This is a genomic window from Caballeronia udeis (genome assembly GCF_044909315.1).
Taxonomy (GTDB): domain Bacteria; phylum Pseudomonadota; class Gammaproteobacteria; order Burkholderiales; family Burkholderiaceae; genus Caballeronia; species Caballeronia udeis_A.
In genome coordinates this window covers 73,293-97,436 of record NZ_JBIYEB010000029.1, presented here as the reverse complement: position 1 = coordinate 97,436, position 24,144 = coordinate 73,293, and the positions used below count along the sequence as shown (strand labels likewise).

Here is a 24,144-nt window from a genome sequence, read left to right as displayed (position 1 = left end):
AAGAAGGTACCGAAAAGTGCCATACTTACCTGAAGGAGAGTGTAACGATGAGCGTCAATCAACGTTTTACCGCTGCGCAGATTTCGCTGGCGAAAGCCTATGCCGCTGCGACTCCGCCCGAGGACCTCGATCCTCGAATTCAGGCTCTCGTGACCGACTTGATCGACCGTGTAGCGGACAAGTGGACAATGCTGATACTGGAGGTTTTGGCCGAGAAAGGGGTGCTGCGTTTTACCCGGCTGAGCGAACTGGTTGAAGGCGTCAGTCAAAAGATGCTTACTCAAACGCTGCGGCACATGGAACGCGACGGTCTTGTCACTCGTACGATCCATCCGGTCGTGCCACCGAAGGTCGAGTACGAATTGACTCCGCTCGGTTTGAGCCTTGGTGCAGCATTTTGCGGCGTTTGGGTCTGGGCTGCGGAGAACCTGCAGCATGTGGAGAAGGCCCGCTCTACGTTCGATAAGAAAGCCCAGGGGGTCGATTAGGCACGCGCATCCCGATCAATCGCCGGCCAAGGCAAGCAACAACTGTCGGCGCCCGTCTTTCAATATTTCGTCAGCCAGATCCGGATCAGCTTCGACCACTGCACGCGACAGCGTCAACGTTCCCACGAGTTGACTCAAGACCGAAATAGCCTTCTTTCTGCGTTCTTTTTTATTTGTGCCCGCAAGCGCAGCAGCGAGGCAATCGATATTAAATGCAAGCCCCTCGGCGTAGGACTTGCGGGCCTCTGCGCTCAAGCGCCGGACGTCACCAACAAATGTGGATACTGGGCAGCCGGATTCAATGTTGCTCCGATGATCGGGGGACAGGTACCAATCGATCTGACGTTTGATAGGGTCCAGTCCCATCGTTTTCGAGTGTTCGATGGCTTCGATCAGTCGACTGGCGCCGTTCTCCATGGCGTTTTCCATCACGGCCGCCACCAGCGCATCCTTCGACTCGAAGTGGTTATAGAAGCCGCCTTGAGTGAAGCCCGCGGCTTTCGTCAGCTCCGTCAATCCCACCGCATCCACGCCACGCTCACGGAAGAGCTTTTCCGCTGCGGCGATGATCAACTGCCGATTTTGAATGGCTTGCTGTCTTGAGACACCCATGAACGCTTCTCCTTGACTGTGGGTCATTCTCCCCCATTTTACACAAATCGATGGTGATCACCATTGACTTTGGCAAGAAGCGCTATCATCATGGTCGAACGATGGTGATCACAATCGTAAGGCGCCGGCAGTTCAAAGCGGCCGAGCGTTGACCTCACGTTATTCGCGCGGCGGTTCCTGAATGGTTAGGCGAATTGCGAACTTCGCGGTTCAGAAGTTCGTTTGGCGGCGGGTACTCGCGCAGTCCTTGAGCAAGGGAGGGCTGTGCCGGATTGCGCGCCGGTTCCGAAGCAAGGCGGCGGCTTTGCGTTCAAGCGCGCCGTTGCCTGAATTGCCTCTGAGGTACATTTCATGTCACAGACCACCCCCGAACAAAACAAGGCGCTTGTGCTCGAGGCGTTCGATACCCTCTTCAACAAGCGGGATTACGAGGCGGCCGCTCGTTTCTGGTCGGATAACTACATCCAGCATAGTGCGCACATCGAACCAGGCCGTGACGGCCTGTTCCGACTGGTTGCCAGCATTCCCGACACGCTGCGATACGAGCACGCGGTGATCGTCGCGGAAGACGACTACGTTCTCCTCCACGGACGGTTTTCAGGTATCGGCCGCCCGGCTGCATGGGTTGTCGTCGATATCGTCAGGATTGCAAACGGTCGTCTGGCCGAACACTGGGATGTGATTCAGGACGAGGCCACGCAGGCGGAATCCAGGAGCGGATTGCCCATGTTCGGAGATCGCTTCCCGGCTTGACGCGGACAAACCATGCCACGCCGCCCGACTGCGTGACAAGCATGTTTGAGTTTCAATCGGAGGAATAGTCATGGGCAAATTGCAAGGCAAGGTTGCTGTCATTACGGGCGGCTCCACGGGTATTGGCCTGGCGAGCGCGCAACTCTTCGTGAACGAGGGGGCTTATGTCTTTATTACGGGCCGCCGCCAAAAGGAACTGGATGAGGCGGTAAAGACAATTGGCCGCAACGTCACGGGTATTCAAGGCGATGTCGCCAATCTTGACGACCTGGACCGGCTCTACGAGACCGTCGCAAAGAAAGGTCGAGTCGACATTGTTTTTGCCAACGCCGGCTTCGGCGCGTTCGCTTCGTTAGACAAAATGACGGAGGAGCACTTCGACGGGCTATTCAACACGAACGTGAAGGGCGCGTTGTTCACGGTGCAAAAGGCGTTGCCTTTCTTGAATGACGGTGGCTCCATTATCCTCACCGGCTCGGTTGCCAGCGTGAAGGGCACGCCGGGTTTCTGGGTCTACGGGGCAACCAAGGCTGCCATACGTAATTTTGTCAGGGCCTGGACGGTTGAACTGAAGGATCGGCGCATTCGTTCCAATGTGCTTAGCCCGGGGCCGACCGAAACACCCGCGGTGGATCAGCAGCCTGCGGATGCGATGGCCCGGATTGTGTCCACTATCCCGATGGGCCGCATGGGCACGTCCGAGGAAATCGCGAAAGCAGCTCTGTTCCTTGCTTCCGATGATTCGAGTTTTGTCACGGGTATCGAATTGTTCGTCGATGGAGGGCGGGCGCAGATCTAGCTTCTCGTTTCATCCAGCCAAATCCCTTCCTTCCGATTACAGGCTCGTTGCCGCCATCCATGTGTGTGATCCAATAAATCTACGAAGCGAATGGCGGCGCTAGCGACTGCGTTCAAGGTAGAAAGCTTTCAACAGGATGCATCGAAGCGGAATTCAGGGGGTGATGGCAGAATAGAAAAAGACCTGATCAAGCGGGGGACATGCTTGGAAGGCGTGATCAGGCAAAAGCGGCAGTGTGGGGAAATCATGGAATTGCGGCACCTTCGATACTTCATCGCCGTCGCCGAGACAGGAAGCCTGACCGTCGCAGCCGAACGCCGTTTGCACACTTCGCAGCCATCGCTGAGCCGGCAAATTCGAGATCTCGAAGAACAGGTCGGGGTTGAATTGCTAAGGCGCAGTGCACGCGGCGTGGAACTGACTTCCGCTGGAATGGTTTTCATCGATCACGCGCGGCTGGCGCTGAATCAGGTGGACGCAGCCGTTGAAGCAGCGAGGCAGGCGGCACAGCCGTCCAAGCAGCGATTCGCGCTCGGCTTTCTCACCGGGCAGGAGATGACGTGGTTACCCAGGGCCATGCAGATCCTTCGAGATGAATTGCCCAACGTGGATGTCACGGTGTCCAGTGGATACTCGCCAGACCTTGCCGAAGGCGTTGCGCGCGGGAAACTGGATCTGGCATTTATGCGCGCGGAGCCAGACCTCGATCTTGCTTATCAAGTCGTGAGTCAGGAACCGCTGGTGGTGATGCCTAGCGACCACCTACTGGCCTCACGCGACGCAGTCTCTCCCCATGACCTTGGCTGTTACCCCTTTATCGCCATGGCGGCCAAGGCGAAGGTGCTGCGCGCGGTGATCGACTGCTACCTGGAGCATTCCGGCATTGAAATCGTGCCGACGCAAAACGTCGATAAACCCGCGATGGTCATGTCGCTGGTGGCATCCACCCGCAGCCTGACGCTCGTTCCCTCGTACCTCGAGAAATTGATGCCGTGGTCCGTGGTTAGCCGGCCCCCGGCGGGTGATGTGCCGGAGATCGATCTGACTATCGGCTACAGCAGGGCGAATACGTCGCCCGTCCTGAAGCTGTTCCTGTCACGAGTGGACGACCTGATCACCCGCCCATCGTGACGCCGTTGTTGGCACGCAAATGGCCGTGCGCCGCCAACCGGGCCGACCGCTTGAACGGAAACGGCGACTATGTGCGTTGAGGATCGAGCGACGACGGGACAAACACCTGGCCCTCCATCAGGCGGCGCGCGCTGCGGCTCATGATCGCCTTGGTGACGACCCAGGCGCCGTCTCGCTGCTCGGCTTCGGCACCCACCGCCATCACGCCCGACGGGTGTCCGAAACGGATCTGATCAGCCGCCTTGCCCGCCACGAGCCGGTTCACGATGGTGTCCGGAATGGCGGCGGCGACCGCAATTGCGACCGCGCCGGTTCCGGTCATCGCGTGGTGAAGCTTGCCCATGGAGAGGATCCGGGCGTTGATATCGACGCTCTTGGGATCCACGGTCTTTCCGCTCGAGGCCACGTATCCGGTGGGCAGCGACACGAACGCCAGCTTCGGTGTATGCGGCCTTAGCGTAGTGACTTCCTCCGCCGTTGCCGCCAGTCCCATGCGAACCGCTGCGTGGGCACGAATGGCTTCGCATTTCTTGAGCAACCCGGCATTGTCATTGACGTCCGACTGCATTTCATTGCCGAGAAGGCCGAGATCTTCGGCGTTGATAAAGATGGCCGGATTGCCTGCGTTGATCATTGTGACATGGAAACTGCCGTAACCGGGCACGTCCAGCGCGTCCACCGGATTGCCGGTCGGAAACATGCCGCCGGCGCTTTCTTCGCCATCTTCCGAGCCGCCCGGATCAAGAAACTCGATCCTGATTTCCGCTGCGGGGAAGGTGACGCCGTCCAGCTCGAAGTCGCCTTCTTCTACCACTTCGCCGTTCTTGACGGGCACGTGAGCGATGATCTTTGCGTTGATATTCGCTTGCCAGATGCGTACCGTTGCAATGCCGTCCTGCGGCGCCTTGACGAAGCCTTGCGCAATCGCAAAAGGACCCACCGCCGAGGTGAGGTTGCCGCAATTGCCGGACCAGTCGATGACCGGCTTTTCAATCGAGGCCGCACCAAAGAGGTAGTCGACGTCGCAGCCGGGCCGCGACGACGGCCCCACGAGCACCAGCTTGCTCGTGCTTGATGTTGCGCCGCCCATGCCGTCGATCTGCTTTTCGTACGGATCGGGACTGCCGATCACGCGCAGCAGGATCTGGTCGCGCAGCACCGGATCGGCGGGCAGGCTGTCGGCGCGGAAAAAAACACCCTTGCTGGTGCCGCCGCGCATATAGACGGCGGGAATCTTGTATTGAGCCATGCTCTACTCCTGACAGGTCTTGAAGATGATGCACACAGGGCTACCCGTTGCGACAACGCGGCCGGTCGGCGCAGGAATGGCCGTCGTTGCGTCGAGTGCGTACTGGACGATGGAATCAGAGTGCTCGTTGGCCACATAGAGCATCTTGCCGTCGTGGCTGAGACATAGAAAGCGCGGACACTGTCCCTGCGTATGTGTCCAGTGAGCTTGCACCGGCATACCGGTGGTTCCGTCGAGCTCGACGGTGGTGATGCTGTCTTGCCCACGGTTAGTCACGTAGAGGGCGCGGCCGTCGGGACGGATCACGATGCCGGCCGCACGCGACAGCGCATGGTGAGTGCCCGGCAAAACCGACATCGTATGCAGAGGCTCGAGTGCACCTGTGATTGGATCGAAGTCCCAGGCTGTCACGCTCGAATCCAGTTCGTTCGAGATGTAGATCAGCGGCAGCGTTGGATGGAAGGCTGCATGACGCGGCCCCGCTCCTTCACGGCTGCGTCCCGAGGTCAGGGCAGGGAGAGTGCCAAGGCCCTCCCACTTGAGCGCGAAGACACGGTCGAGCCCCTTGTCGGGCACGATGTGCCAGTCGGTGTCATAGCGTTGCGTCACGTACCGTGCGATATGGTGCGGATGGGATGACGCTTGTTCAATGCGATGCGGTCCCGGTTCACCCGGAAAACGCACATACGACGATACGTCTCCCAATGCCCCGTCAACACCGAGCTGAAACTGCACTGCGGCGCCTGTTGCATAGGCCGCCACCACGAGCGACGTGCCATCGCGCGAGAGGGCGAGATGCACAGGATTTCGGCCCTCGCACGAACGGCGGTTCAATGCGGTCAGCCGCCCGTGCGCAGCATCAATGGAGTAACTGCTCACCTCGGCGCCATCACCATGCACCGCGTACAGAACATCCTGTACGCCATTCAAAGCGAGAAAGCTCGGGTTCTCTAACGGCTCGAATGTCTGAACGTGCTCCCATGCACCCGACTGCGTGTCGATTGCATAGACGCCGATACCTCGTCCGCGCGCGTTTCGTTCGCGTGTCGTGCGGCATCCGACATAGGCGAAGACGGCTGTCATGGTTACGCTGCCTCGAGCATTTCGCTTGAAATCCTCGGCAGCAGACCGCCCGCGTTGAAAATCTCCGCTTCTTCCTCAGTGTCGATACGGCACTTGACCGGCACGGCAAGGACCTCGCCGTTCTTGCGCGTCACTTGGAGACTCAGGGTCATACCGGGCGACACCTTGCCGCCTACACCCTCGACCGCGTAAATTTCCGAGCCGTCGAGCTGCAAGGTCGTGCGGTCACAACCCTCGCTGAATTCGAGCGGCAACACGCCCATGCCGACCAGATTCGAGCGGTGAATACGCTCGAAGTTTTCGCAGACGACCGTACGCACGCCGATTAGTCGCACGCCCTTGGCGGCCCAGTCGCGCGACGAACCCGAACCGTAGTTCTTGCCTGCAATGACGATCAACTCCTGACCGCGTGATACGTAGAGTTCGGCTGCATCGAAGAGGCGCATGATCCTGCCTTCCGGTTCGAGGCGGGTCAGGGAACCTTCCTTGCCCGCGGCCATCTCGTTGTGAAGACGATTATTCGCGAAGGTCGCACGGATCGCCACGAGGTGGTCACCGCGACGCGTACCGTACGAGTTGAATTCGGCGGGTTGAACGCCATGCCGGATCAGGTATTCGCCCGCTGCGCTCTCGGGGAGGATGGCGCCTGAGGGCGAGAGATCGTCGGTCGTGACGTTGTCGCCGAACACGCCGATGGCGCGCATGTCCGCAAACGTGGCCGCACTGGTGAGACTGGCTTGCCAGTACGGCGGGCGCCGGATGTAGTTGCTGTCTTCACGCCACGGAAAGCGGGCCGGTACCGCGGCTTCGCCTTCCAGGCGCTCGCTCTTGCGGAACATCTCCGTATAGATCTCGAGATACTGGCCGCCGTGCATACTTGCCTTGAGCAGCGCATCGATCTCTTCGTCTTCGGGCCACAGGTCTTTCAGATAGACCGGCGCGCCGGTTTTGTCCGTACCCAGCACACCGTTCTCAATATCCACGTGAATTGTCCCGGCAATCGCATAGGCGACCACGAGCGGCGGGGAAGCGAGGAAGGCCTCCTTCACGCGCGGGTGGATACGGCCATTGAAATTCCGGTTGCCCGACAGAACGGCGACCGCGTGCACGTCGCGGCCGACAATGTCCGCTTCGATTTCCTTCGGCAGCGGACCGGACATGCCGTTGCATGATGTGCAGCCGAAACCGATGATGCCAAAGCCTAGTGCTTCCAGCGGCTCCATCAGTTTCGCTTCACGCAGGTAGCGCTCTACCGGCTTCGATCCAGGGGCGAGAGAGGTCTTCACCCAGGGCTTGCGTTCGAGGCCGAGCTCAACCGCACGGCGTGCGACTAGCCCGGCGGCAATCATGTTGCGGGGGTTGGACGTATTGGTGCAGCTCGTGATGGCGGCTATCACGATTGCGCCGTCGTCGAGTTTGACAGGAGCGGTCGCGTCGGGTGTGGCGGCAGCCGTTTCGGCCGGACGTGCAATACCCTTCGATATGAGGCTGGACAGCGGCACGCGGTCATGCGGATTCGCCGGGCCTGCAATGGCGCGGCCCACCGAAGACAGGTCGAACGACAGGACGCGGTCATACTCGGCGTTGCCGAATGCATCGGCCCACAGGCCTTGCGTTTTTGCGTAGGACTCCGTCAGAGAGATCTGTGTTTCAGTCCGTCCCGTTAAACGCAGGAACTCGAGCGTCTTGTCGTCGATCGCGAAGAGCGCTGCAGTAGCGCCGAACTCGGGCGTCATGTTTGAAATAGTGGCGCGGTCACTCAACGTCATCGCGCGGGCCCCTTCGCCGTAAAACTCGATGATCGTGCCGACCACTTTCTGCTTGCGCAGGAATTCGGTGATCGCGAGGACCAGATCGGTCGCCGTGATGCCGGGTTGGCGCAAGCCCTTGAGTTCCACGCCAACAACGGTCGGCAGGCGCAGCCACACCGCACGGCCCAGCATGACCGACTCTGCTTCGATACCGCCCACGCCCCAGCCCAGCACGCCCAATGCATTGATCATGGTGGTGTGGCTGTCGGTGCCTACCAGCGTATCCGGGAAAGCGACGCCGTCCTGCACCTGGATCACGGGCGACAGATGTTCGATATTGACCTGATGCAGGATGCCGTTGCCCGGCATCAGGACGTCGAGATTCGAGAATGCCTGCTTGCACCATGCGAGGAATTCGAAGCGCTCAGCGTTCTTGCGATTCTCGATCTCCATGTTCTTCGCCATGGCCTGGCGGTCCGTTCCCGCCACTTCCACGTTCAGCGAATGATCCACCACCAGATGCGTAGGCACCACGGGATTGACGGTGCCCGGATCGCCGCCCGCTTCCGCTACCGCATCGCGCATGCCGGCCAGGTCGACCAGCGCCGGCGTGCCCAGCAGGTCCTGCAACACCACCCGTGCCGGGTAGTACGGGAAATCGACATCATGCCGGCGCGCGGCGAGCGCGGCGAGATACGGGGCCGCCTCGGCAGCAGGTTGCCTGCGCACGATGTTCTCGGCGAACACCCGCACGCAGTAAGGCATGCGGGAAAATTGAGCGGCATCGATTGAGACCGCCGCGTCGACGACACGGAATAAATCGACGGCCTGACTGGGGAGCGGGTAGCGGGACATCAGGGTTTTCTCCAGGAAACTGCACTGCGGGTGCACTGCTGCTTGCGTTTCGATGTAGTGCATTCTATTATCATAAAACGCAATTAGCAAACACCGCATCACTCGTGGATTTCCCGGGTGCTGCAGCAAAGCCAGCGGTCAACCGGCCGCTGCCTGGCGCGCGGGACCCTTCGGATTGGAGCGGGCAATGGCAAAATTCCAGGTTGATCTTTCAGATGCACCGCCGCACCCGGCGGTCGTGAACGGTCATGGACTGCTCCCGACCCCTATGGCTTCAATTGAACAACCGGCCGTGCCGCTGACCCCTCTGCAGACGCGCGTGACCCGGGAAATCCTTGCACTGGCAAGGCGCGACGATCTTTCTCAAGGTGATCACCTTGCCGAATCCGTCCTGGCAGAGCGGATCGGAACGTCGCGTTCGCCCGTCAATGTGGCCCTGCATCACCTGGTTTCACTGGGCGTGGTTTTCCATGATGCAAACCGCGGTTTCTTCATGGCCAAGGCCGCGCGTGAGCTGACGGAGGTGGCCGCGCAGTTCTTCGATGAGCCCGACGAGCCGTTGTATCTGAAGATCGCCGAAGACCGGCTGGCGCGGCGCCTGCCCGATGTTGTCTCCGAGGCCGATCTGATGCGCCAGTACGAGGTTTCGCGCAGCGTGCTGCGGCGTGTTTTGTCGCGGATGCAGGAAGAAGGATGGCTTGAACGGCAGGTCGGTCACGGTTGGCAGTTCATGCCGATGATCGACTCGGTCGAAGCGTATGAGGAAAGCTACCTGTTCCGGGCCGCTATTGAACCGACCGGCGTCCTGTCGCCAAGATTCAGGGTCGACCGTACCGAGCTGAACGAATTACGCCGCCGGCAGCAGTTTATTGTCGACGGTGGTTATCTCACGATGAATTCCGTCGAGCTTTTCGAGGCCAATAGCGACTTTCACGAGACCATCGCCAAATGGTCCGGCAATCGTTTTATCGCCCAGTCGGTACGGCGCATGGACAGGCTGCGCCGGCTCGTGGAGTACCGCCAGGCCAAATCCCGCAAGCCACGTCAGGAACAGGCGCTCGAGCACCTCGCGATTCTCGAGGCCATCGCCCAGCAGGACCTGCTGCGTGCGGCGAGCCTTCTGCGCGACCACATCGAGGGGGCGCGCCGCGGCAAAGTGCATGCACAGGAGATTTTTCCGCGAGGCCAATAGCGGTAACGGTTTCAAGACGGCTTCGGCCGTTTTTTGTGACCAAAATTGCGTTTTGTGATCATGAAACGCGTTTTAAGCAAGAAGGCACGGACTACTGCGGGTGGATTGCCGGCGTCGCACTTCGACTTCCCGGATTGGCATGCCACTCCGACCACGTACTAGACAAGAACATCTGGAGACGACCATGTCATACCGCAGAGGCTGGATAGCAGTTTTCCTGTTCTCACTCTCAATGATCAACTACATGGACCGGATCGCGTTGTCGATTGCGGCGAAACCCATTGCGAGCGAGTTCAAGCTGGGTGCGGTGGGCATGGGTTACCTGTTCTCGTCATTCATCTGGAGTTACGCGCTCTTCCTGATCCCGATGGGCGTCCTTATCGACCGGTTCGGCACGAAACGCATGGCCGGGGCCGGAATCTTCGTCTGGTCGGCAGCGACCGCATTGACTGCTGCCGTCGGCAGTTTCGGCAGCCTGATGTTGGCCCGGCTGGTGATGGGCGCAGGGGAGTCGGCCAGCAATCCGATTGGCGCCAAGGTCATCCGGCAGTGGATACCCGCCAACGAACGCGGCGTGGTGACCTCCATATTCAACAGCGGATCGTACGCAGGACCTGCGGTTTGCTCTGTGATCCTCGGCGCGCTTATCGCCCTGTGGGGATGGCGTGTTTCGTTCGTCATCGCCGGAGGCATCGGCTTTGTGTGGCTCGCGGCCTGGCTGGTGTTCTTCAACTCACCCGAAAAGGCACGCTGGTTGAGCGCGCAAGAGCGCGACAAGATTGTGCGTGAGCGCGATGCCTCAACGGCGGGTGACAGCAAGCTTGTCGCCGGACCGAGCGGTCTTCCGGCGTTGATGCGCAGCCGCACCTTGTGGGGGCTTGCGATCACGCAGGGCTGCAATGTGTACACCCAGTACCTGTTCCTTACCTGGCTGCCAAGCTATCTTCAGGCGAGCCGTCATCTGAGCATTGCCAATACGGGACTATTCTCTGCCGTGCCTTACGCGGCAGCGGTCGTGCTCTGCATTTTTGCAGGTCGCCTGAGCGATCAGTACCTCAAGAAGACGGGCGTAGGTACAGGCCGGCGCCGCAATGCCGTGGCACTCGCCATGCTCACGGGGGCCGCGATCCTCGCGGTGCCCTTCACGACGAACTTGGGAGTTCTCCTGGTGATTTTCTCCATCACCCTGACAGGGATTGCATCCACCACTTCCCTGAACTTCGCATTGCTTAACGATATGCTGCCGCACTCGCGGGATGTCGCTAAAGCCATGGCGTTCGTGGTTGTTGGTGGAAACATCTTCGGCATGATTGCCCCGATTGCCACCGGGTACGTGATCGCCGCCACTGGAAGTTACGATTGGGCGTTCGGCATCGCTGGTCTTTTGCTTGTGGCGGGAGCGGTCACGGTGCTGACCATGACACGCAGACCTTTGTCGGGCACCCCGGACCTGACTCAGCAGCAAGTGGCCGCATGAAGCCGGCGGGCTTCGTTCGACGCCGTATCACTGCGTCAGCGGTGCTGGCGCGGGGCGTGGAGCGGCATTCTTTTTGCCGAGCCTGCCGCGCGCGAAGGTGATTGCCGGCTTCTCTATGAATTGCCACGAGAGGGACGCGAGGATGACAGTCACCACGACTGACATCAGCAAACCGACATAGACGTTTTGGGTGGGAAACAGTGCCGCGAAACATTGTTCAACGAAGAAACCGTAAACATAGGTTCCATACGATATGTCCCAGGCCGGCTCAAACTTTCGCAAGTATCGTGACGCTGCGATGGCAAGAATCAGGTAGATAAAAGCGACGTAAAAAATGGCATGTCCTGCCACCGTCGAACGAACGAGCAGGTACACGACGCAAAGAATCACGGCGACATCCCACCGGATGATCACAAGGCTGCGCAAGTGATAAGCAACAAAACCGCAAAGGAATAAGATCACCGGGTACGCGGTAAAGTCTCGTGGTTTGTAGACAAGACCGTTCAGCATCGCACCGGGAAGATGCACCCGGAAAAGCGCAAGCCAAGCGACGAAGATCAACACCACGCCAATCATGGCTCCAAAGCGCGTTCTGGAAAATCGCAACAGTCCAAGGCAGAGCACCATGCAATAGCACGCAATCTCCACCGGCAATGTCCACAAGGCACCATTCACCGCGTCGACCGCATTGTGCTCAAATACCCCGGGAAGGCTGTAACGCATACCGGTGAAAAGGGTGATGTTCCTCACAAGAAAGGCAAGTGTCTCTTTGTCAGAAATGAATCGCGAATATGAAAGATTCGAAAAAAATGGGGCCCCTACGAACACAATGAAAATCACGCAGACAAATAAAGCGGGCCAGATTCTCGAAAATCGCAACGCTATGAAAATCTTCGCGTTCTTCTGCTTATCCCAGCTTTGACTGACAAGAATTCCGCTTAAAAAGAAAAAGGCGAATACCGCCAGGCTTCCGCTGTACTCAATTTTTATGAAAGACCTGATCACGTCCGTTCCACCGGAACCGGGCCAAAAGATAAAGGCGTGGCCATAGAGAACCAATAGTGCTGCAAAGTGCCGGATCAAACCAAAATTGTTGTTTCGTCCAATGAGCAGTGCTTCCAGATTGCGCGGATTCGGCTGGCTACGCATGCAGGTGGTCCTTGATTGGCAAGAGAAGGGTCTTGCAACGTCCGACAAATGTCGTTGTCGCAACCTTGGTTCTGGCTCAACTTCGAATGATGCTGTCTCTCGCTTCCACATTGGGCAGGCTATGCGAGAGATTCAAATCAGTGGCTGATGCCGTGGGATTGTCCGGCGTGGCGCGGCGCTACGATGAGCATATGGAGCGCCTTGAGGCCGTAACACGCGACTATTTAACCATACATCGACCTGCTTCGAACCTGCCCAAAATGTATCAAAGTTTGCGATTGGAAACAGGTGGTGACTGCGTCAATGATGGTCAACACCCTGTCACAAAATCAGGTTCGAGGAATTCCTGAACACTGATGCCATTGGGCAATTCGTCTGAGTTGTTGCTCTTCTTGTAAACGCAAGATAAATGAAACTTTCCGCATTGAAGATAAGCATTCGCTAACGTGCAATATAGATGGATTGCCTGAGAGGCGATTGTTGTCGATCTTGGTTTAAATCGGATTGGCCTGATGCCGTCACCATTCAACATACCCGCCCAACGGTGAAATGTGGATCCGGCTGGATTTACCCCTTTCAGGTATACGCATGTTTCCAGCAACTTGCATGGAGTGGGAGAGAGCTGGTTTCCCATTTTGCGATTTCCGGCATTAACTGTTCAACGGCCGCCGGCTCGAGGTCGATCTCTGTGAATACCCGCGTTTGCTGGAGGTTGACGCCGCCTGTAACGCGTTGCAGGCCTTCAGGGCGTACATCCCGGCAGGCAACCAGACGTGGCGACGCAGCAGGCAATATCCGCCTCATTCGCAATAGAATAGTTTAGCTATCGCGAAGCCTCTATTTATCTGGTTTGTTAGCCAACCACAAGGTGGATATCCTCCTTGCCGTACCGCCGATGCCGATGCCGCCATCGGCGGTCATCAGCCGGCGAGGGGGCACGGGAAGGGATTTTTCAGTTCGCCACGCCTCGCAGTCAGCTTCGGTACGCGTACGGCAATCCGTCGCGACCGGCCAGACCACTTCACGCTCAGAATGACGCCATGCTCAAGAATATTGCCACCAGTCTGCTTGACATTACCTATGACGAGCAGGGTAATGCCGACGGATGGCCGGTAGTCCTGCTGCACGGATTTCCCTACGACATCCACGCGTACGATGACGTGGCGCCATTCCTGGTATCCGAGGGTGCCCGGGTTATCACACCCTATCTTCGCGGATATGGGCCAACGCGTTTCCTTGCGCCGGCCGCCCTTCGTTCGGGCCAGCAGGCAGCGCTCGGGGCAGACCTTTTATCGCTGCTCGATGCGCTTCAGATTGAACAGGCCGTGTTGAGCGGATATGACTGGGGCGGCCGGGCAGCATGCATCGTGGCGGCGCTGTACCCGGCGAGAGCGCGGGGGCTGGTTTCGGTCAACGGCTACAACATCCAGAATTTGGCCACCGCCATGCAGCCAGCCAGCCCGGACAAGGAACACCGGCTCTGGTATCAATATTATTTTCATAGTGAGCGCGGCCGGGCTGGACTGACCGGGAACCGGCGCGCGTTCTGCCGCCTCTTATGGTCATTGTGGTCGCCGACGTGGGGCTTCGACGACAACACTTATGCGCGCTCGGCAAGCGCGTTCGACAATCCGGATTTCGTCGACGTTGTCATCCATTCGTATCGACACCGTTTCGGACTGGTCGATGGCGATCCTCAGTTCGATGATATGGAGCGCCGTCTGTCGGCCATGCCGTCGATCACCGTGCCCACGATCACACTCGAGGGAGACGCCGATGGCGTCACGCCACGGGGAAGACCGGCGGGCCTGCAGCGGTTCACTGGACGTTATGAGAACCGTGTTGTGCCGAATGCGGGTCATAACCTTCCACAGGAGGCACCGGAAGCGTTCGCCCGCGCGGTGCTCGATATCAACACCTGGGCGGATTGATGCTTAACGCGTGAGGCGACCGGCCCCTTGCCGCTCTCGGGGGCGGCCTCATCTCGCTCGTGCTGCAGGGGCCGCATGGGCTACCGAATCCAAGGAGCGTCGCGCAGGCGTGCCATAAAGAATTCCTTCAGCAAGCGCACGCGTTCCGGCAGATGGGCGCGATACGGCGCGATCCATTGCACATCGGAATCGAGTTTGGCGTACTCCGGAAGAACGTGGATCAAGCGCCCGCTCTGGATATACGCATGTACGTCCCAGAACGGCCGGAGGGCTATGCCCGCTCCATTGACCGCCCAATCCCTGAGGACCTCACCGTTGTTGCTTCGCAGCGGACCGGAGACACGAATGTCGAGCGTGGGACGAGGATCTGTTTGCGGTCCCAGCCGGCTAAGGCGCCAGATATGCATGGGCATGTCGCGCTCGAGCATGAGCAGGCACGCGTGCAATGAAAGTTCCTCAGGCGTGCGGGGCGTCCCGGCGCGTTGCAGATAATCGGGCGACGCAACCATCGCGCGATTGTTCCTGACCAAAGTCTGAATGATCCATTGTGTCGACTGTGGGTGCCATAACCAGATTGCCCCATCGAACCCTTCAGCTTGCAGGTCCGGCAGCCGGTTGAGCAGGTGCAGCTCGACGTCGACGTCGGGATAGAGTTGTGAGAATTGCTCGATCGCGGGTGCGACCCACTGGCGCCCAAAACCGACGTTGCAGGCGAGCTTTATGGCCCCCCGCGGGGTCGTGCCGAGATCCGCGACGCGCGTTTCCAGACTCTCGAAATCATCGACCAATCGTCTGGCCAATTCGCAGTACAGCTCGCCCTCAGGGGTCGGCATGACGCTGCGCGTAGTGCGCCTGAACAAGCGGACGGCCAGACGTGCTTCGATCTGTGCGAGACGCTTGGTAACGGCCGCGCCAGTCACCCCCAGGCGCTTGGCCGCCCCCACGAGGCTGCCCGTTTCCTTTACGGCAAGTACCAGGAGAAGATCGGCTCGATCCTGCATTGCCAACCAAAAGTAAATAAAGAAGTGAGGGATTATAGGATTGCGGGATTGCAATTGCGAGACAAGAATGGATTGTTGTGACAGGGCCTGAACCTTACGGACTGCCGACGATTCATGATGGACAAAACCAAAACAGGCTAGCGGCGAAAGCCGGAAAGGCCGGAAAAATAACAACGGAGACAGACATGGAAATTGGCTCGCCCGAGGTTCTGAGACGAAACTACGCCATCCTGGCGCGAATCGATCGGCTCCCGCCGTCACGCCACCTGATGAAAATCGTGGCGCGCATTGCTGCCGGCGGCTGGTTCGAATTTTTTGAGCTGTTCATGCCGGGTTTTATCTCACTTGGACTGGTGCGCTCAGGGATCTACACCATTGCGAACAAGGGACTCTGGGACTTTCATAGTTTCGCCAGCTTTCTAGCCTCATTTTTTGTCGGCATGTTCCTCAGCACCGCGGTGTTCGGCTTTGTCTCGGACCGGTTTGGACGGCGCTCAGTATTTGTCTACTCGATGGTGCTCTACTCGGTCGCCCAATTTTCTGTGGCAGTGCTGAGCGATCCCCTGCTGATCGATCTTGCTCGCCTGTTCGCGGGCTTTGCGGTCGGCATGCAACTGATCAACAACGACTGCTACGTCACTGAGCTTACGCCGCGCGCGAGTCGCGGGCGCTACATGACGACCTCGTATATTTTTGTGCTGTCGGCCATTCCCGTGGCGGCATTCCTGGCGGCTATCCTCGTGCCGCTCGATCCGTTCGGGATCGCCGGTTGGCGCATCGTGGTGGCAATGGGCTCGGCCAGCGGCCTGCTGGTGTACTTTTTGCAGCGCGGGCTGCCGGAGTCGCCGCGCTGGCTTGAAGTGCACGGTCGCGTTGAGGAAGCCGACCGGCTGATCTCGGAGATCGAGCGGGCGGTGGAAGCCGAACGGGGTGCACCGCTCTCGGCTCCGGACCTGAGTGTGCCCGATGCCGTTATCGAGACCGGGCGTTGGCGTGACATGTTCAGCCGCTTCTATCTGCCGCGCACGATCGTGGTGTCACTGTTCCAGTTTTCCCAGACGATCGCGGTGTTCGGCTTCACGGCGTTTGTCCCGGTCCTCTTGATGGAGCACGGTTTCTCCATCATTCACTCTCTCAACTATTCCCTGGCTATTGTCCTGATGGCGCCGATCGGCGCCGCGATCGGTAGCTACTTCTCCGAACGTATCGAGCGCAAGTGGCAACTCGTGCTGTGTGCCTGCCTGATCGGCGCTGCCGGGACCGTGTTTGCCACGGGCCATCAGGTTGCGGTCATTGTCTGCGCCGGTGGCCTGATTGCACTGGGCAACAACTGGATGATCGCGATATTTCACCCGTACGCGGCTGAGCTATTTCCAACACGCATTCGCGCCCGTGCAATTGGCTTCACGTTTTGCTGGAGCAGGGTCAGTTCGGTGTTCGTCGGCTATTGGGTCGGGGATCTGATGTCGGCCTACGGCCAGCGCGGCGTGTTCGTCATGATAGGGCTCGCCATGTTGACGATCATTGTCGGCATTGGCGTATTTGGCCCGCGCACCAACGGTCGTAGCCTCGAAACACTGTCGCCTTGAATGGCTGGGAAATTTGAACGTAAACGGAGAAGCGGGCATGAAAATAGGTATTCTGGAAGGCGACGATATCGGCCACGAAGTGGTGCCGGAGACAGTGAAGGTAATGCGGGCGGCGGCAGAAATGGCCGGGCTGGCGATTGACTGGCATCCGATCCCGATCGGGCGAGCGGCTTATGACAAGCTGGGCCACACATTGCCGCCCGACACCTTGCAGAGGCTGGACGCGCTGGACGGCTGGATTCTCGGTCCGATCGGGCATATGGCTTATCCGAAAGTACCCGAAGCCATCAATCCGCATCCGATCCTGCGCAAGCACTTCGACCTGTTCGCTAACATTCGCCCAGCTTTATCGTATGAAGGAATTCCGTCGTTGCACCAGAACGTTGATCTGGTGATCGTGCGCGAAAACAATGAGGGCTTCCAGCCGGATCGCAATGTCGTGGCGGGATCCGGTGAGTTTCGACCGACTAACGACGTGACAATTTCAGTTCGCGTGATTACTCGTGCTGGTTCGTCGAAGGTCCTCCATGAGGCCTTCAAATTGGCCCGCTCGCGCCGCAAGCAACTGACTGTCGTACACAAGGACACTGTGTTCAAGCTTGGCTGCGGTATGTTCGTCGAGGAAGCGAAGCGCATTGCCGCAGAATATCCGGACGTGACAATGAACGAAGCGATTGTGGACACCTTTGCCATGCGTCTGGTCATGACGCCGCAGAAGTACGACGTAGTCGTCACCACCAATATGTTCGGCGATATCCTCACCGATGAAGCCGCCGGGCTGGTGGGCGGTCTGGGCCTCGCCCCGGGTCTCTCCGCGGGTCCGAGACACGCGATGGCGCAAGCAACCCATGGTTCGGCGCCCGATATCGCCGGCCGCAATATCGCCAACCCCTATGCAATGGTGATGTCCGGCAAGATGCTGCTCGAGTGGCTGGGACGCAAGCTTGACGACGTGCAGGCATGTCAGGCTGCCGCGTCGATCGAGAAAGCCGTGGGCACGGTGATGCGGGAGAAGCGGTCGCTCACGGCAGACCTCGGCGGCGCCGCCAAGACGACCGAGATGGGCGACGCCATCGTACATGCGATCCGGCAAGGCTAAGCCCTATGGCGCAAATGGCCATGTTCAAGGAACATCAGCTGGCCGATACGCGTTTGGCCGGAAGATCAACCGTGTTCGTCTTGAGGAGTTCTCGCAGTGAGTTCCATTGCCTCCGAATTTGTGCCAGGCCTCCATGCACTGGCGAGGCGCCGGCTGCCCATCAATGTAGCCAGGGAAGTCCTGGCAAAGCATGGTTTTACCAGCGCATCCGCTTCTGTCGACCGCCGCCGCGGATTCGCGGCATTGATGGCATACAGGTTCGACGCGGCACTGATCACCGAAGGACTCGGCACCCACTGGCGGTTGCTTGGCCGGAGCTATCCGGGGGTGAATATGTCGGATACCTTAGCATTGGTGAACTGACCGACCGATAAGGTTAAGAAATGAACGGCATGGAGAATCGGTGGTCGCTGCAGCGCAGGCTTTCACGCCGCCGCGTGCTTCAGTCCGCCGGGGCAGTCGCCGCCCTCGCGGTGTCTCCAATCCGCTTCGCCGCAGCCGCCGGCAACGCCGATGTGACGGGGCGGCTTGCCCGCTACATGGTGGCCGCCAGGAGCACCGCGCTCCCGCCGGCCGTAATGCTCGAATGCAAGCACCGCATTCTCTACACCTTCGGCGCCATGGTGTCGGGCTCGCGCATGCGGCCTGGTGAAATGGCCGTGAAGTATGTCCAGGAGCTGGGCGGCGAGCCGCAGGCTTCGGTGATCGGAGCGCGCTTTCGCACCACGGTGATCAATGCCGCCCTGGCAAATGCCATGTGCGCCCATGCAGATGAAACCGACGACTTCGAGCCCGTTACCAAAGCACACCCAGGCAGCTCGGTAGTTCCCTCCGCATTGGCGATGGCCGAACTGGGAGGACGCAGCGGCCAGGAGTTCATTCGCGCAGTGGCGCTCGGCTACGACTTGGCCTGCCGCCTGCTGATGGCGCTTGGACCGGATCTAGTGCGCGGAGGCAGCCGTAGCGCCGAAGGTACCGCCTCCACCTTCGGATCGCTAGGTGCGGCCGCATCGCTGGCGCGACTCGATGAAACCGGCATGCGGTTCGCCATTTCCTACTCGGCGCAGCAGGTGTCAGGTCTGTGGAGTTGGGTAAAGGATAAAGACCACATTGAAAAGGCGTTCGACTTCGCGGGCATGGGTGCACGCAACGGTGTTACCGCAGTGAGCATGGTGCAGGCAGGGATGACGGGCGTGTACGACGTGCTTGATGGCGCTCATAACCTGTTCATCGCCCTCTCGACTGATCCGAAACCGGAAGCGATGCTCGACGGGCTGGGTAGCCGGTTTTACGTTACCGAGACAGCGATCAAGACCTATTCTGTAGGTTATCCGATCCAGTCACCACTGGACGCGTTCCTGGCGCTGCGCAAGCAATACGGTCTGACACCCGGCAATGTCCGCAGCGTCCTCGTCAAACTCCCGACTGATGCAATCGGCATTGTCGGCGAAAGCGCCATGCCCGATGTAAATTGCCAGCACCTGGTTGCGCTTGCCCTGGTCAAGGGTGCGGTTTCCTTCAACGATAGTCACGACGCGGCGCTGATGCTCGACCCTGCCATCTCGGCGCAGCGCGCGAAGATCACCGTCGAGCCGGATGCCGCTTTGATGGATCCGGCCGCACCGCGCGGCGCAATTGTCGAAGTCACGCTGACCGACGGATGTAAAGTTGATCATTTCACCAAATTCCCGCCCGGCACCAAGGAAAATCCACTGGATACCGCGGCGATCAGTGCGAAGGCGCGCGATCTGATGACGCCCGTGCTCGGCACTGGCAAAACGGAAAAGCTGATCAAGCTGATCAATAATCTCGAGACCCTGGGCGACATCCGTCAATTGCGGCCATTGCTCACAAAGTGAGTCGCAGCGAAAATTCGACGCCTCCTGCATTCAGCGGTCCGGACTGTTTGTCTTTTCCGCTTCTCCACGGAAACCACTTGATAACTTTCCCTCTCCGGCTACCCGTCAGGCCGGATTGAAGCGGATACCTATCGTCCGAAACTTACCGGGTCTTGCATGGCCGTATGACCCGCACCAATAAGCCACCGGGGTTCCAGCGGCGATTCAACTGGCTTGTCGATATACCACGGCGTATTGTGATAGCCAGGCTCACCGAAGGTGTTTTCTTCGGGGTGCGTGTGCAAACCGAACTCGTGCTTCGTGAACGGCAAGACGTTCGCGAAACAACGGCTTGGCACTCTCGCATGCAGATGCCAGCAACGCATAATGCGCGTCATGTAGAAATTTTCGTGGGCAACGGTATGAACGAATCCGCACGCGACGCCGGAACAGCCGCGATTCTCAAAGAACTGAAACGGGAAAATGCTGCTCTGCGCCAGGACCGCGAGAATCTGGAACGGCTGGTGGCCGAACGCAATGAACTCCTGCAGCTGACCAGTTTTGCGCTCAATCGGGTGCGCGAAGCCGCCTATCTATTCGATAACACCGGCCGCCTCGTCTATGTCAACGAGGAGGCCTGCCGCACGCTGGGATACAGCGATACAGAACTGTTGCGGATGGGTGTGGCGGATATCGATCCGGACTGGACTGCCGACAGGTGGGACGAGGCATGGCCGGCGCTGCGCGAGAAGGGTTCGCTCGTTGTCGAGACCGCGCATCGCCGCAAGGACGGAGGCCTGCTGCCTGTCCAGGTCTACGCCAGCCATTTCGAATACGGCGGCAAGGAATACAATCTGGCGCTCGCGCGCGATGTCACCGAACGCGAGCGCGCAAAACGCGCGCTACGGGAGAGCGAGCAGCGTTACCGCCAGGTCTTCGACAATGTTTCAGACGTGCTCTATTTGCTCGAAGTGACGCAGGAAGGGCGCTTCCGCGCGCTCGAGATCAACCCTGCCGGTGAACAATCGCTCGGTATCCCGAGGGCGGAATTGATCGGTACGTTCATCGACGAAATGGAGTCGGAGGCAGCCGGGGTCCTTGGCGAGAAATGTTCGCAGTGTGTTCAGTCGGGTATGGTTTGCGACGACAAAGTGACGCTCGAACTGCCCGGCGGACGCCACCATTACCACCTGACCCTGATCCCCGTGCACGACGAGTCAGGGCGGGTTCACCGGATCGTGGGCATTGCGCGCGACATGACGGCCCAGCACCGGACGGAATCGCTGCTGACAACTCAACTGGAACTCGAAGCGCAGTTTCGCAGGCTGGCGGAAAGCACGCTCGACGTCATTTGTCGCTATGACCGGCAATGCCGTCTGGTTTACGCGAATTCAGGGCTTGTAGCGACGCTGCGCAAACCCTTGCAGGATCTGCTGGGCAAGACACCGGTGGAGCATGAGCCCGACGGCCGGTACGCGCAGTATCAGGCGTTGCTTGCGAGTGTTATCGAAACGGGCACGGAGCGTCATGTCGAAATCATGGTGCCCGATGGCGGCAATGGCGTGCGCCATCATCATATCCGGATCATCGCGGAGCGCGGCTTGCAGGGCGAGATTGTGGGTGCGCTCGCGCTGGGACTCGATATTACCGAGCGCAAGGAGGCCGAGCAGCGCCTCTATGCGAGCGAACGGGCCTTTCGCACGCTTGCGGAAAATGCGCCGGATGCCATTGTCCGGTACGACCGGAACTGCCGCCGTACGTATGTCAATCCGGAGTTCGTGCGCGTGAGCGGCGTCGAGGCCGAGAGACTGCTGGATGAGCCTACCGACGTACTGGGTGCGGCGGAGGAAGTAACACAGCAGGTTCAGAAGAAACTCCAGGAGATCATGGAAAGCGGCGTGGCGGCCAAATTCGAAGTGAACTGGGCCCGGCACGGCGAGCCCAAGTGCTGGTATGCCCATGCCGTACCCGAGTACAGCGCGGATGGGGTAGTCGAGAGCGTGTTGACTATCTGGCGCGATATCAGCGAGCGCAAGGAGGCGGAGCAGCGCCTGTCTGAATCTTATGAGTTGTTGCGCGAACTTACCTCACGGCGCGAAACGGCACGCGAGGAAGAGCGCAAGCGTATTGCCCGCGAGATGCACGACGAACTCGGCCAGCAACTGACCGCGCTTCGCATGGGCGTCTCAACCCTGCGTCTGCGGTTCGGCCATGACAACCCGGATCTCGGCGAGTACGTCCAACGAATACTGCTCCTGTCCGACACGACAATGCGGGCTCTACGCGACGTCGTGACCTCGCTGCGTCCTGCGGTGCTCGACGCGGGTATTGCAGTGGCACTCGAGTGGCTGGCTGCCGAATTTTCGCGGAATGGGCAGACGACCTGCCACCTGAGCGTGCCGGAAGAAAGCACGGAGCTTGCGGAGGAGCGGGCCATTGCGATGTTCCGGATCGTGCAGGAAGCGCTCACCAATGTCACACGACATGCCGATGCGCACCAGGTTTTCATCACGCTGGAGCAGACCGCGGCCGATTGCCTGCTGGAAGTGCGCGATGACGGCCGGGGGTTTGATCCAGTTGCGATCCCCAGGAAATCGTTTGGGTTGGCGGGTATGAAGGAGCGCGTGCTGATGCTGGGCGGCGCACTCGACGTAGCCAGTTCGCCGGGTTACGGTACTTCCATCAAGGTACGTGTGCCATTCGATCAGGGATGCTAACTTGTCTAATCCGTGTTCAAAACGGATGCAATGGGAAGGCACCAACTATGTAGTAGGTAATTAACGGTGCGTGGCTGCCGCAGCGAGGTTAGCCGCCGCTTCCTGCTTTTAAGCTCTCCCGGCATGGGTCAATTCATCGATAAATTTTGTTGTGAGGAAAAAAATATATCGTTATTCATTCAATTCACTCATGCCTAACATGTGACCCGGAGATTCGATAAAGAGCGCATTTCCGTTCAACCTCTGGAAGCCCCATCGTCATGAATACTCCAATTTTGCCGTTCCATATCGCGTTCCGGGTCCACAGCATCGAGGCTGCGCGTGCGTTTTGCGGCGGGCTGCCTGGCTGTCGCTAAGGCCGCTGCGCGCTCGAATTCAAGTCGTTCGCCAACCTTGGCATGTTGTTCGAAAAGTAAGGACAACGGAGAAATATCATGCAACGATGGAATGTCGCGATTACAGGTTTCGGTGCGATTGGCCGGACGGTCGCCGGCCTGCTGTTGCAGCGACAGGCCCGCTATGCACAGTGTCATGGCGCGGACGTGCGTCTGACCGCGGTCTGTGGTTCACGTGCGGGCCTGTATGCGCCCGACGGTCTACCGGGACCTCATGGACCCGAGCGGGAAGCAATGCGAGCCGGATTGACAGGCGAGGAATTCATCGAGCGAACCAACGCACATGTGTTGATCGATGCGGGCCCCACCGATTACGAAACGGGCGGTGCTGCCTATGGCTACCTTCGCAGCGCACTGTCGCGCGGCGTGCACGCGATCGCCATTTCCAAGGGTGCGCTGATCTTTGATCTGGCCGGACTGCGCGCGCTCGCCGCTGCGAACGGCGTCGCGTTGAAGTTCAGCGGCGCGACCGCCGCAGCGCTTCCCACTGTCGATCTTATCGAGCACAACCTCGCGGGATGCCGCGTGTTGAAGGTCGAGGGCATTTTTACCGCCACCACCAACTACGTGCTGAGCCAGATGATGGACGGCGTTGCGTTGCCAGATGCCGTAGCGCAAGCCCAGCAGCTCGGCATGGCGGAGCCCGATCCGCGCTTCGACATGGATGGCTGGGACACTGCCTGCAAGGTCACGCTGATCGCCAACGCGGCGCTCAATGCCAACATTGCATTGAACGACGTCGAGCGCCAAGGGATCAACCAGATTACGCCGCGCGATATCGACGGATGGAAAGCAGCGGGTGTGGTACCGAAGCTTATCGGTGAAATCGTTCCGGGCGAGCACGGTGTGCGTGCTACCGTCACGCTTCGGACCTATCCCCGCGAGCATCCATTCGCTCTGGTCGGCGCGAAGATGAAGGCGATCAGCATCCAGACCGACGCCATGGGCGATGTTGTCGCCATCTGCCGGACCAGTCCGCTCGCCACAGCCGCGGCAGCGCTTAAGGATTTCGAACACATTTTGATGAAGAGATGA

The 24,144-nt window shown here is 59.3% G+C and carries 19 protein-coding genes; 13 read left to right on the top strand and 6 right to left on the bottom strand.

Translation table 11 applies throughout. The features are described 5' to 3' along the window. The first annotated feature begins 47 nt into the window (after window positions 1–47). The gene (locus tag ABH944_RS34555; RefSeq protein WP_404611971.1) at window positions 48–488 is read left to right on the top strand and encodes a winged helix-turn-helix transcriptional regulator; all 441 of its coding nucleotides are present in this window, start codon (window positions 48–50) and stop codon (window positions 486–488) included. Window positions 489–503: 15 nt separating this feature from the next. Here ABH944_RS34555 and ABH944_RS34550 read toward each other — a convergent pair whose 3' ends face one another. Next, window positions 504–1,100: a TetR/AcrR family transcriptional regulator gene (locus ABH944_RS34550; protein WP_404611973.1), complete on the bottom strand. Its 597-nt coding sequence runs from the start codon at window positions 1,098–1,100 to the stop codon at window positions 504–506. A gap of 351 nt (window positions 1,101–1,451) precedes the next feature. Between ABH944_RS34550 and ABH944_RS34545 the strand changes: the two genes are divergently transcribed. The 3 genes from ABH944_RS34545 to ABH944_RS34535 all read left to right on the top strand — a co-directional run bounded on the left by ABH944_RS34545 (window position 1,452) and on the right by ABH944_RS34535 (window position 3,783). Continuing rightward, window positions 1,452–1,853 carry a nuclear transport factor 2 family protein gene (locus ABH944_RS34545; protein WP_404611975.1) on the top strand — a complete coding sequence of 134 codons (402 nt, stop codon included), beginning with the start codon at window positions 1,452–1,454 and terminating at the stop codon, window positions 1,851–1,853. A gap of 70 nt (window positions 1,854–1,923) precedes the next feature. Next, on the top strand, window positions 1,924–2,652 hold the full coding sequence (locus ABH944_RS34540; protein ID WP_404611977.1) for an SDR family NAD(P)-dependent oxidoreductase: 729 nt from the start codon (window positions 1,924–1,926) through the stop codon (window positions 2,650–2,652). Window positions 2,653–2,898: 246 nt separating this feature from the next. Then, window positions 2,899–3,783 (top strand): LysR family transcriptional regulator, encoded by an 885-nt coding sequence (locus ABH944_RS34535; RefSeq protein ID WP_404611979.1) that lies wholly within the window; start codon window positions 2,899–2,901, stop codon window positions 3,781–3,783. Window positions 3,784–3,850: 67 nt separating this feature from the next. On the opposite strand, the gene prpF is transcribed toward ABH944_RS34535, so the two are convergent. The 3 genes from prpF to acnA are packed head-to-tail and all read right to left on the bottom strand — an operon-like array spanning window position 3,851 to window position 8,721. Beyond that, on the bottom strand, window positions 3,851–5,032 hold the full coding sequence (gene prpF, locus ABH944_RS34530; RefSeq protein WP_404611981.1) for a 2-methylaconitate cis-trans isomerase PrpF: 1,182 nt from the start codon (window positions 5,030–5,032) through the stop codon (window positions 3,851–3,853). 3 nt (window positions 5,033–5,035) lie between these two features. Beyond that, entirely contained in the window at window positions 5,036–6,115 is a 1,080-nt protein-coding gene (locus ABH944_RS34525) for a lactonase family protein (protein WP_404611983.1), read from the bottom strand. A gap of 2 nt (window positions 6,116–6,117) precedes the next feature. After that, on the bottom strand, window positions 6,118–8,721 hold the full coding sequence (gene acnA, locus ABH944_RS34520; protein ID WP_404612129.1) for an aconitate hydratase AcnA: 2,604 nt from the start codon (window positions 8,719–8,721) through the stop codon (window positions 6,118–6,120). A 187-nt stretch (window positions 8,722–8,908) separates the two neighbouring features. Between acnA and ABH944_RS34515 the strand changes: the two genes are divergently transcribed. Both ABH944_RS34515 and ABH944_RS34510 read left to right on the top strand, forming a co-directional pair. Continuing rightward, a complete protein-coding gene (locus ABH944_RS34515; protein WP_404611985.1) occupies window positions 8,909–9,913 on the top strand; it encodes a GntR family transcriptional regulator in 1,005 nt (334 codons plus the stop codon). A gap of 184 nt (window positions 9,914–10,097) precedes the next feature. Further along, complete coding sequence (locus ABH944_RS34510) at window positions 10,098–11,390, top strand: MFS transporter (RefSeq protein ID WP_404611987.1); 1,293 nt, start codon at window positions 10,098–10,100, stop codon at window positions 11,388–11,390. A 27-nt stretch (window positions 11,391–11,417) separates the two neighbouring features. Here the strand turns inward: ABH944_RS34510 and ABH944_RS34505 are convergent, their stop codons facing one another. Further along, the gene (locus ABH944_RS34505) at window positions 11,418–12,539 is read right to left on the bottom strand and encodes an acyltransferase family protein (protein WP_404611989.1); all 1,122 of its coding nucleotides are present in this window, start codon (window positions 12,537–12,539) and stop codon (window positions 11,418–11,420) included. A 1,040-nt stretch (window positions 12,540–13,579) separates the two neighbouring features. On the opposite strand from ABH944_RS34505, the gene ABH944_RS34500 reads away from it, so the two are divergent. Next, a complete protein-coding gene (locus ABH944_RS34500) occupies window positions 13,580–14,470 on the top strand; it encodes an alpha/beta fold hydrolase (protein ID WP_404611991.1) in 891 nt (296 codons plus the stop codon). Between the two features lie 80 nt (window positions 14,471–14,550). On the opposite strand, the gene ABH944_RS34495 is transcribed toward ABH944_RS34500, so the two are convergent. Continuing rightward, entirely contained in the window at window positions 14,551–15,471 is a 921-nt protein-coding gene (locus tag ABH944_RS34495) for a LysR family transcriptional regulator (protein ID WP_404611992.1), read from the bottom strand. A gap of 185 nt (window positions 15,472–15,656) precedes the next feature. On the opposite strand from ABH944_RS34495, the gene ABH944_RS34490 reads away from it, so the two are divergent. The 6 genes from ABH944_RS34490 (at window position 15,657) to ABH944_RS34465 (ending at window position 24,144) form a co-directional block, all read left to right on the top strand. Continuing rightward, complete coding sequence (locus ABH944_RS34490; RefSeq protein ID WP_404611994.1) at window positions 15,657–17,060, top strand: MFS transporter; 1,404 nt, start codon at window positions 15,657–15,659, stop codon at window positions 17,058–17,060. Window positions 17,061–17,097: 37 nt separating this feature from the next. Further along, window positions 17,098–18,159 carry an isocitrate/isopropylmalate dehydrogenase family protein gene (locus ABH944_RS34485; protein WP_404611995.1) on the top strand — a complete coding sequence of 354 codons (1,062 nt, stop codon included), beginning with the start codon at window positions 17,098–17,100 and terminating at the stop codon, window positions 18,157–18,159. Window positions 18,160–18,255: 96 nt separating this feature from the next. Next, a complete protein-coding gene (locus tag ABH944_RS34480) occupies window positions 18,256–18,522 on the top strand; it encodes a hypothetical protein (RefSeq protein ID WP_404611997.1) in 267 nt (88 codons plus the stop codon). 29 nt (window positions 18,523–18,551) lie between these two features. After that, window positions 18,552–20,018, top strand: a complete 1,467-nt coding sequence (locus tag ABH944_RS34475) for an MmgE/PrpD family protein (protein ID WP_404611999.1) — start codon at window positions 18,552–18,554, stop codon at window positions 20,016–20,018. Window positions 20,019–20,419: 401 nt separating this feature from the next. After that, on the top strand, window positions 20,420–22,714 hold the full coding sequence (locus ABH944_RS34470; protein ID WP_404612001.1) for a PAS domain-containing sensor histidine kinase: 2,295 nt from the start codon (window positions 20,420–20,422) through the stop codon (window positions 22,712–22,714). Window positions 22,715–23,148: 434 nt separating this feature from the next. After that, window positions 23,149–24,144 (top strand): homoserine dehydrogenase, encoded by a 996-nt coding sequence (locus ABH944_RS34465; RefSeq protein WP_404612002.1) that lies wholly within the window; start codon window positions 23,149–23,151, stop codon window positions 24,142–24,144.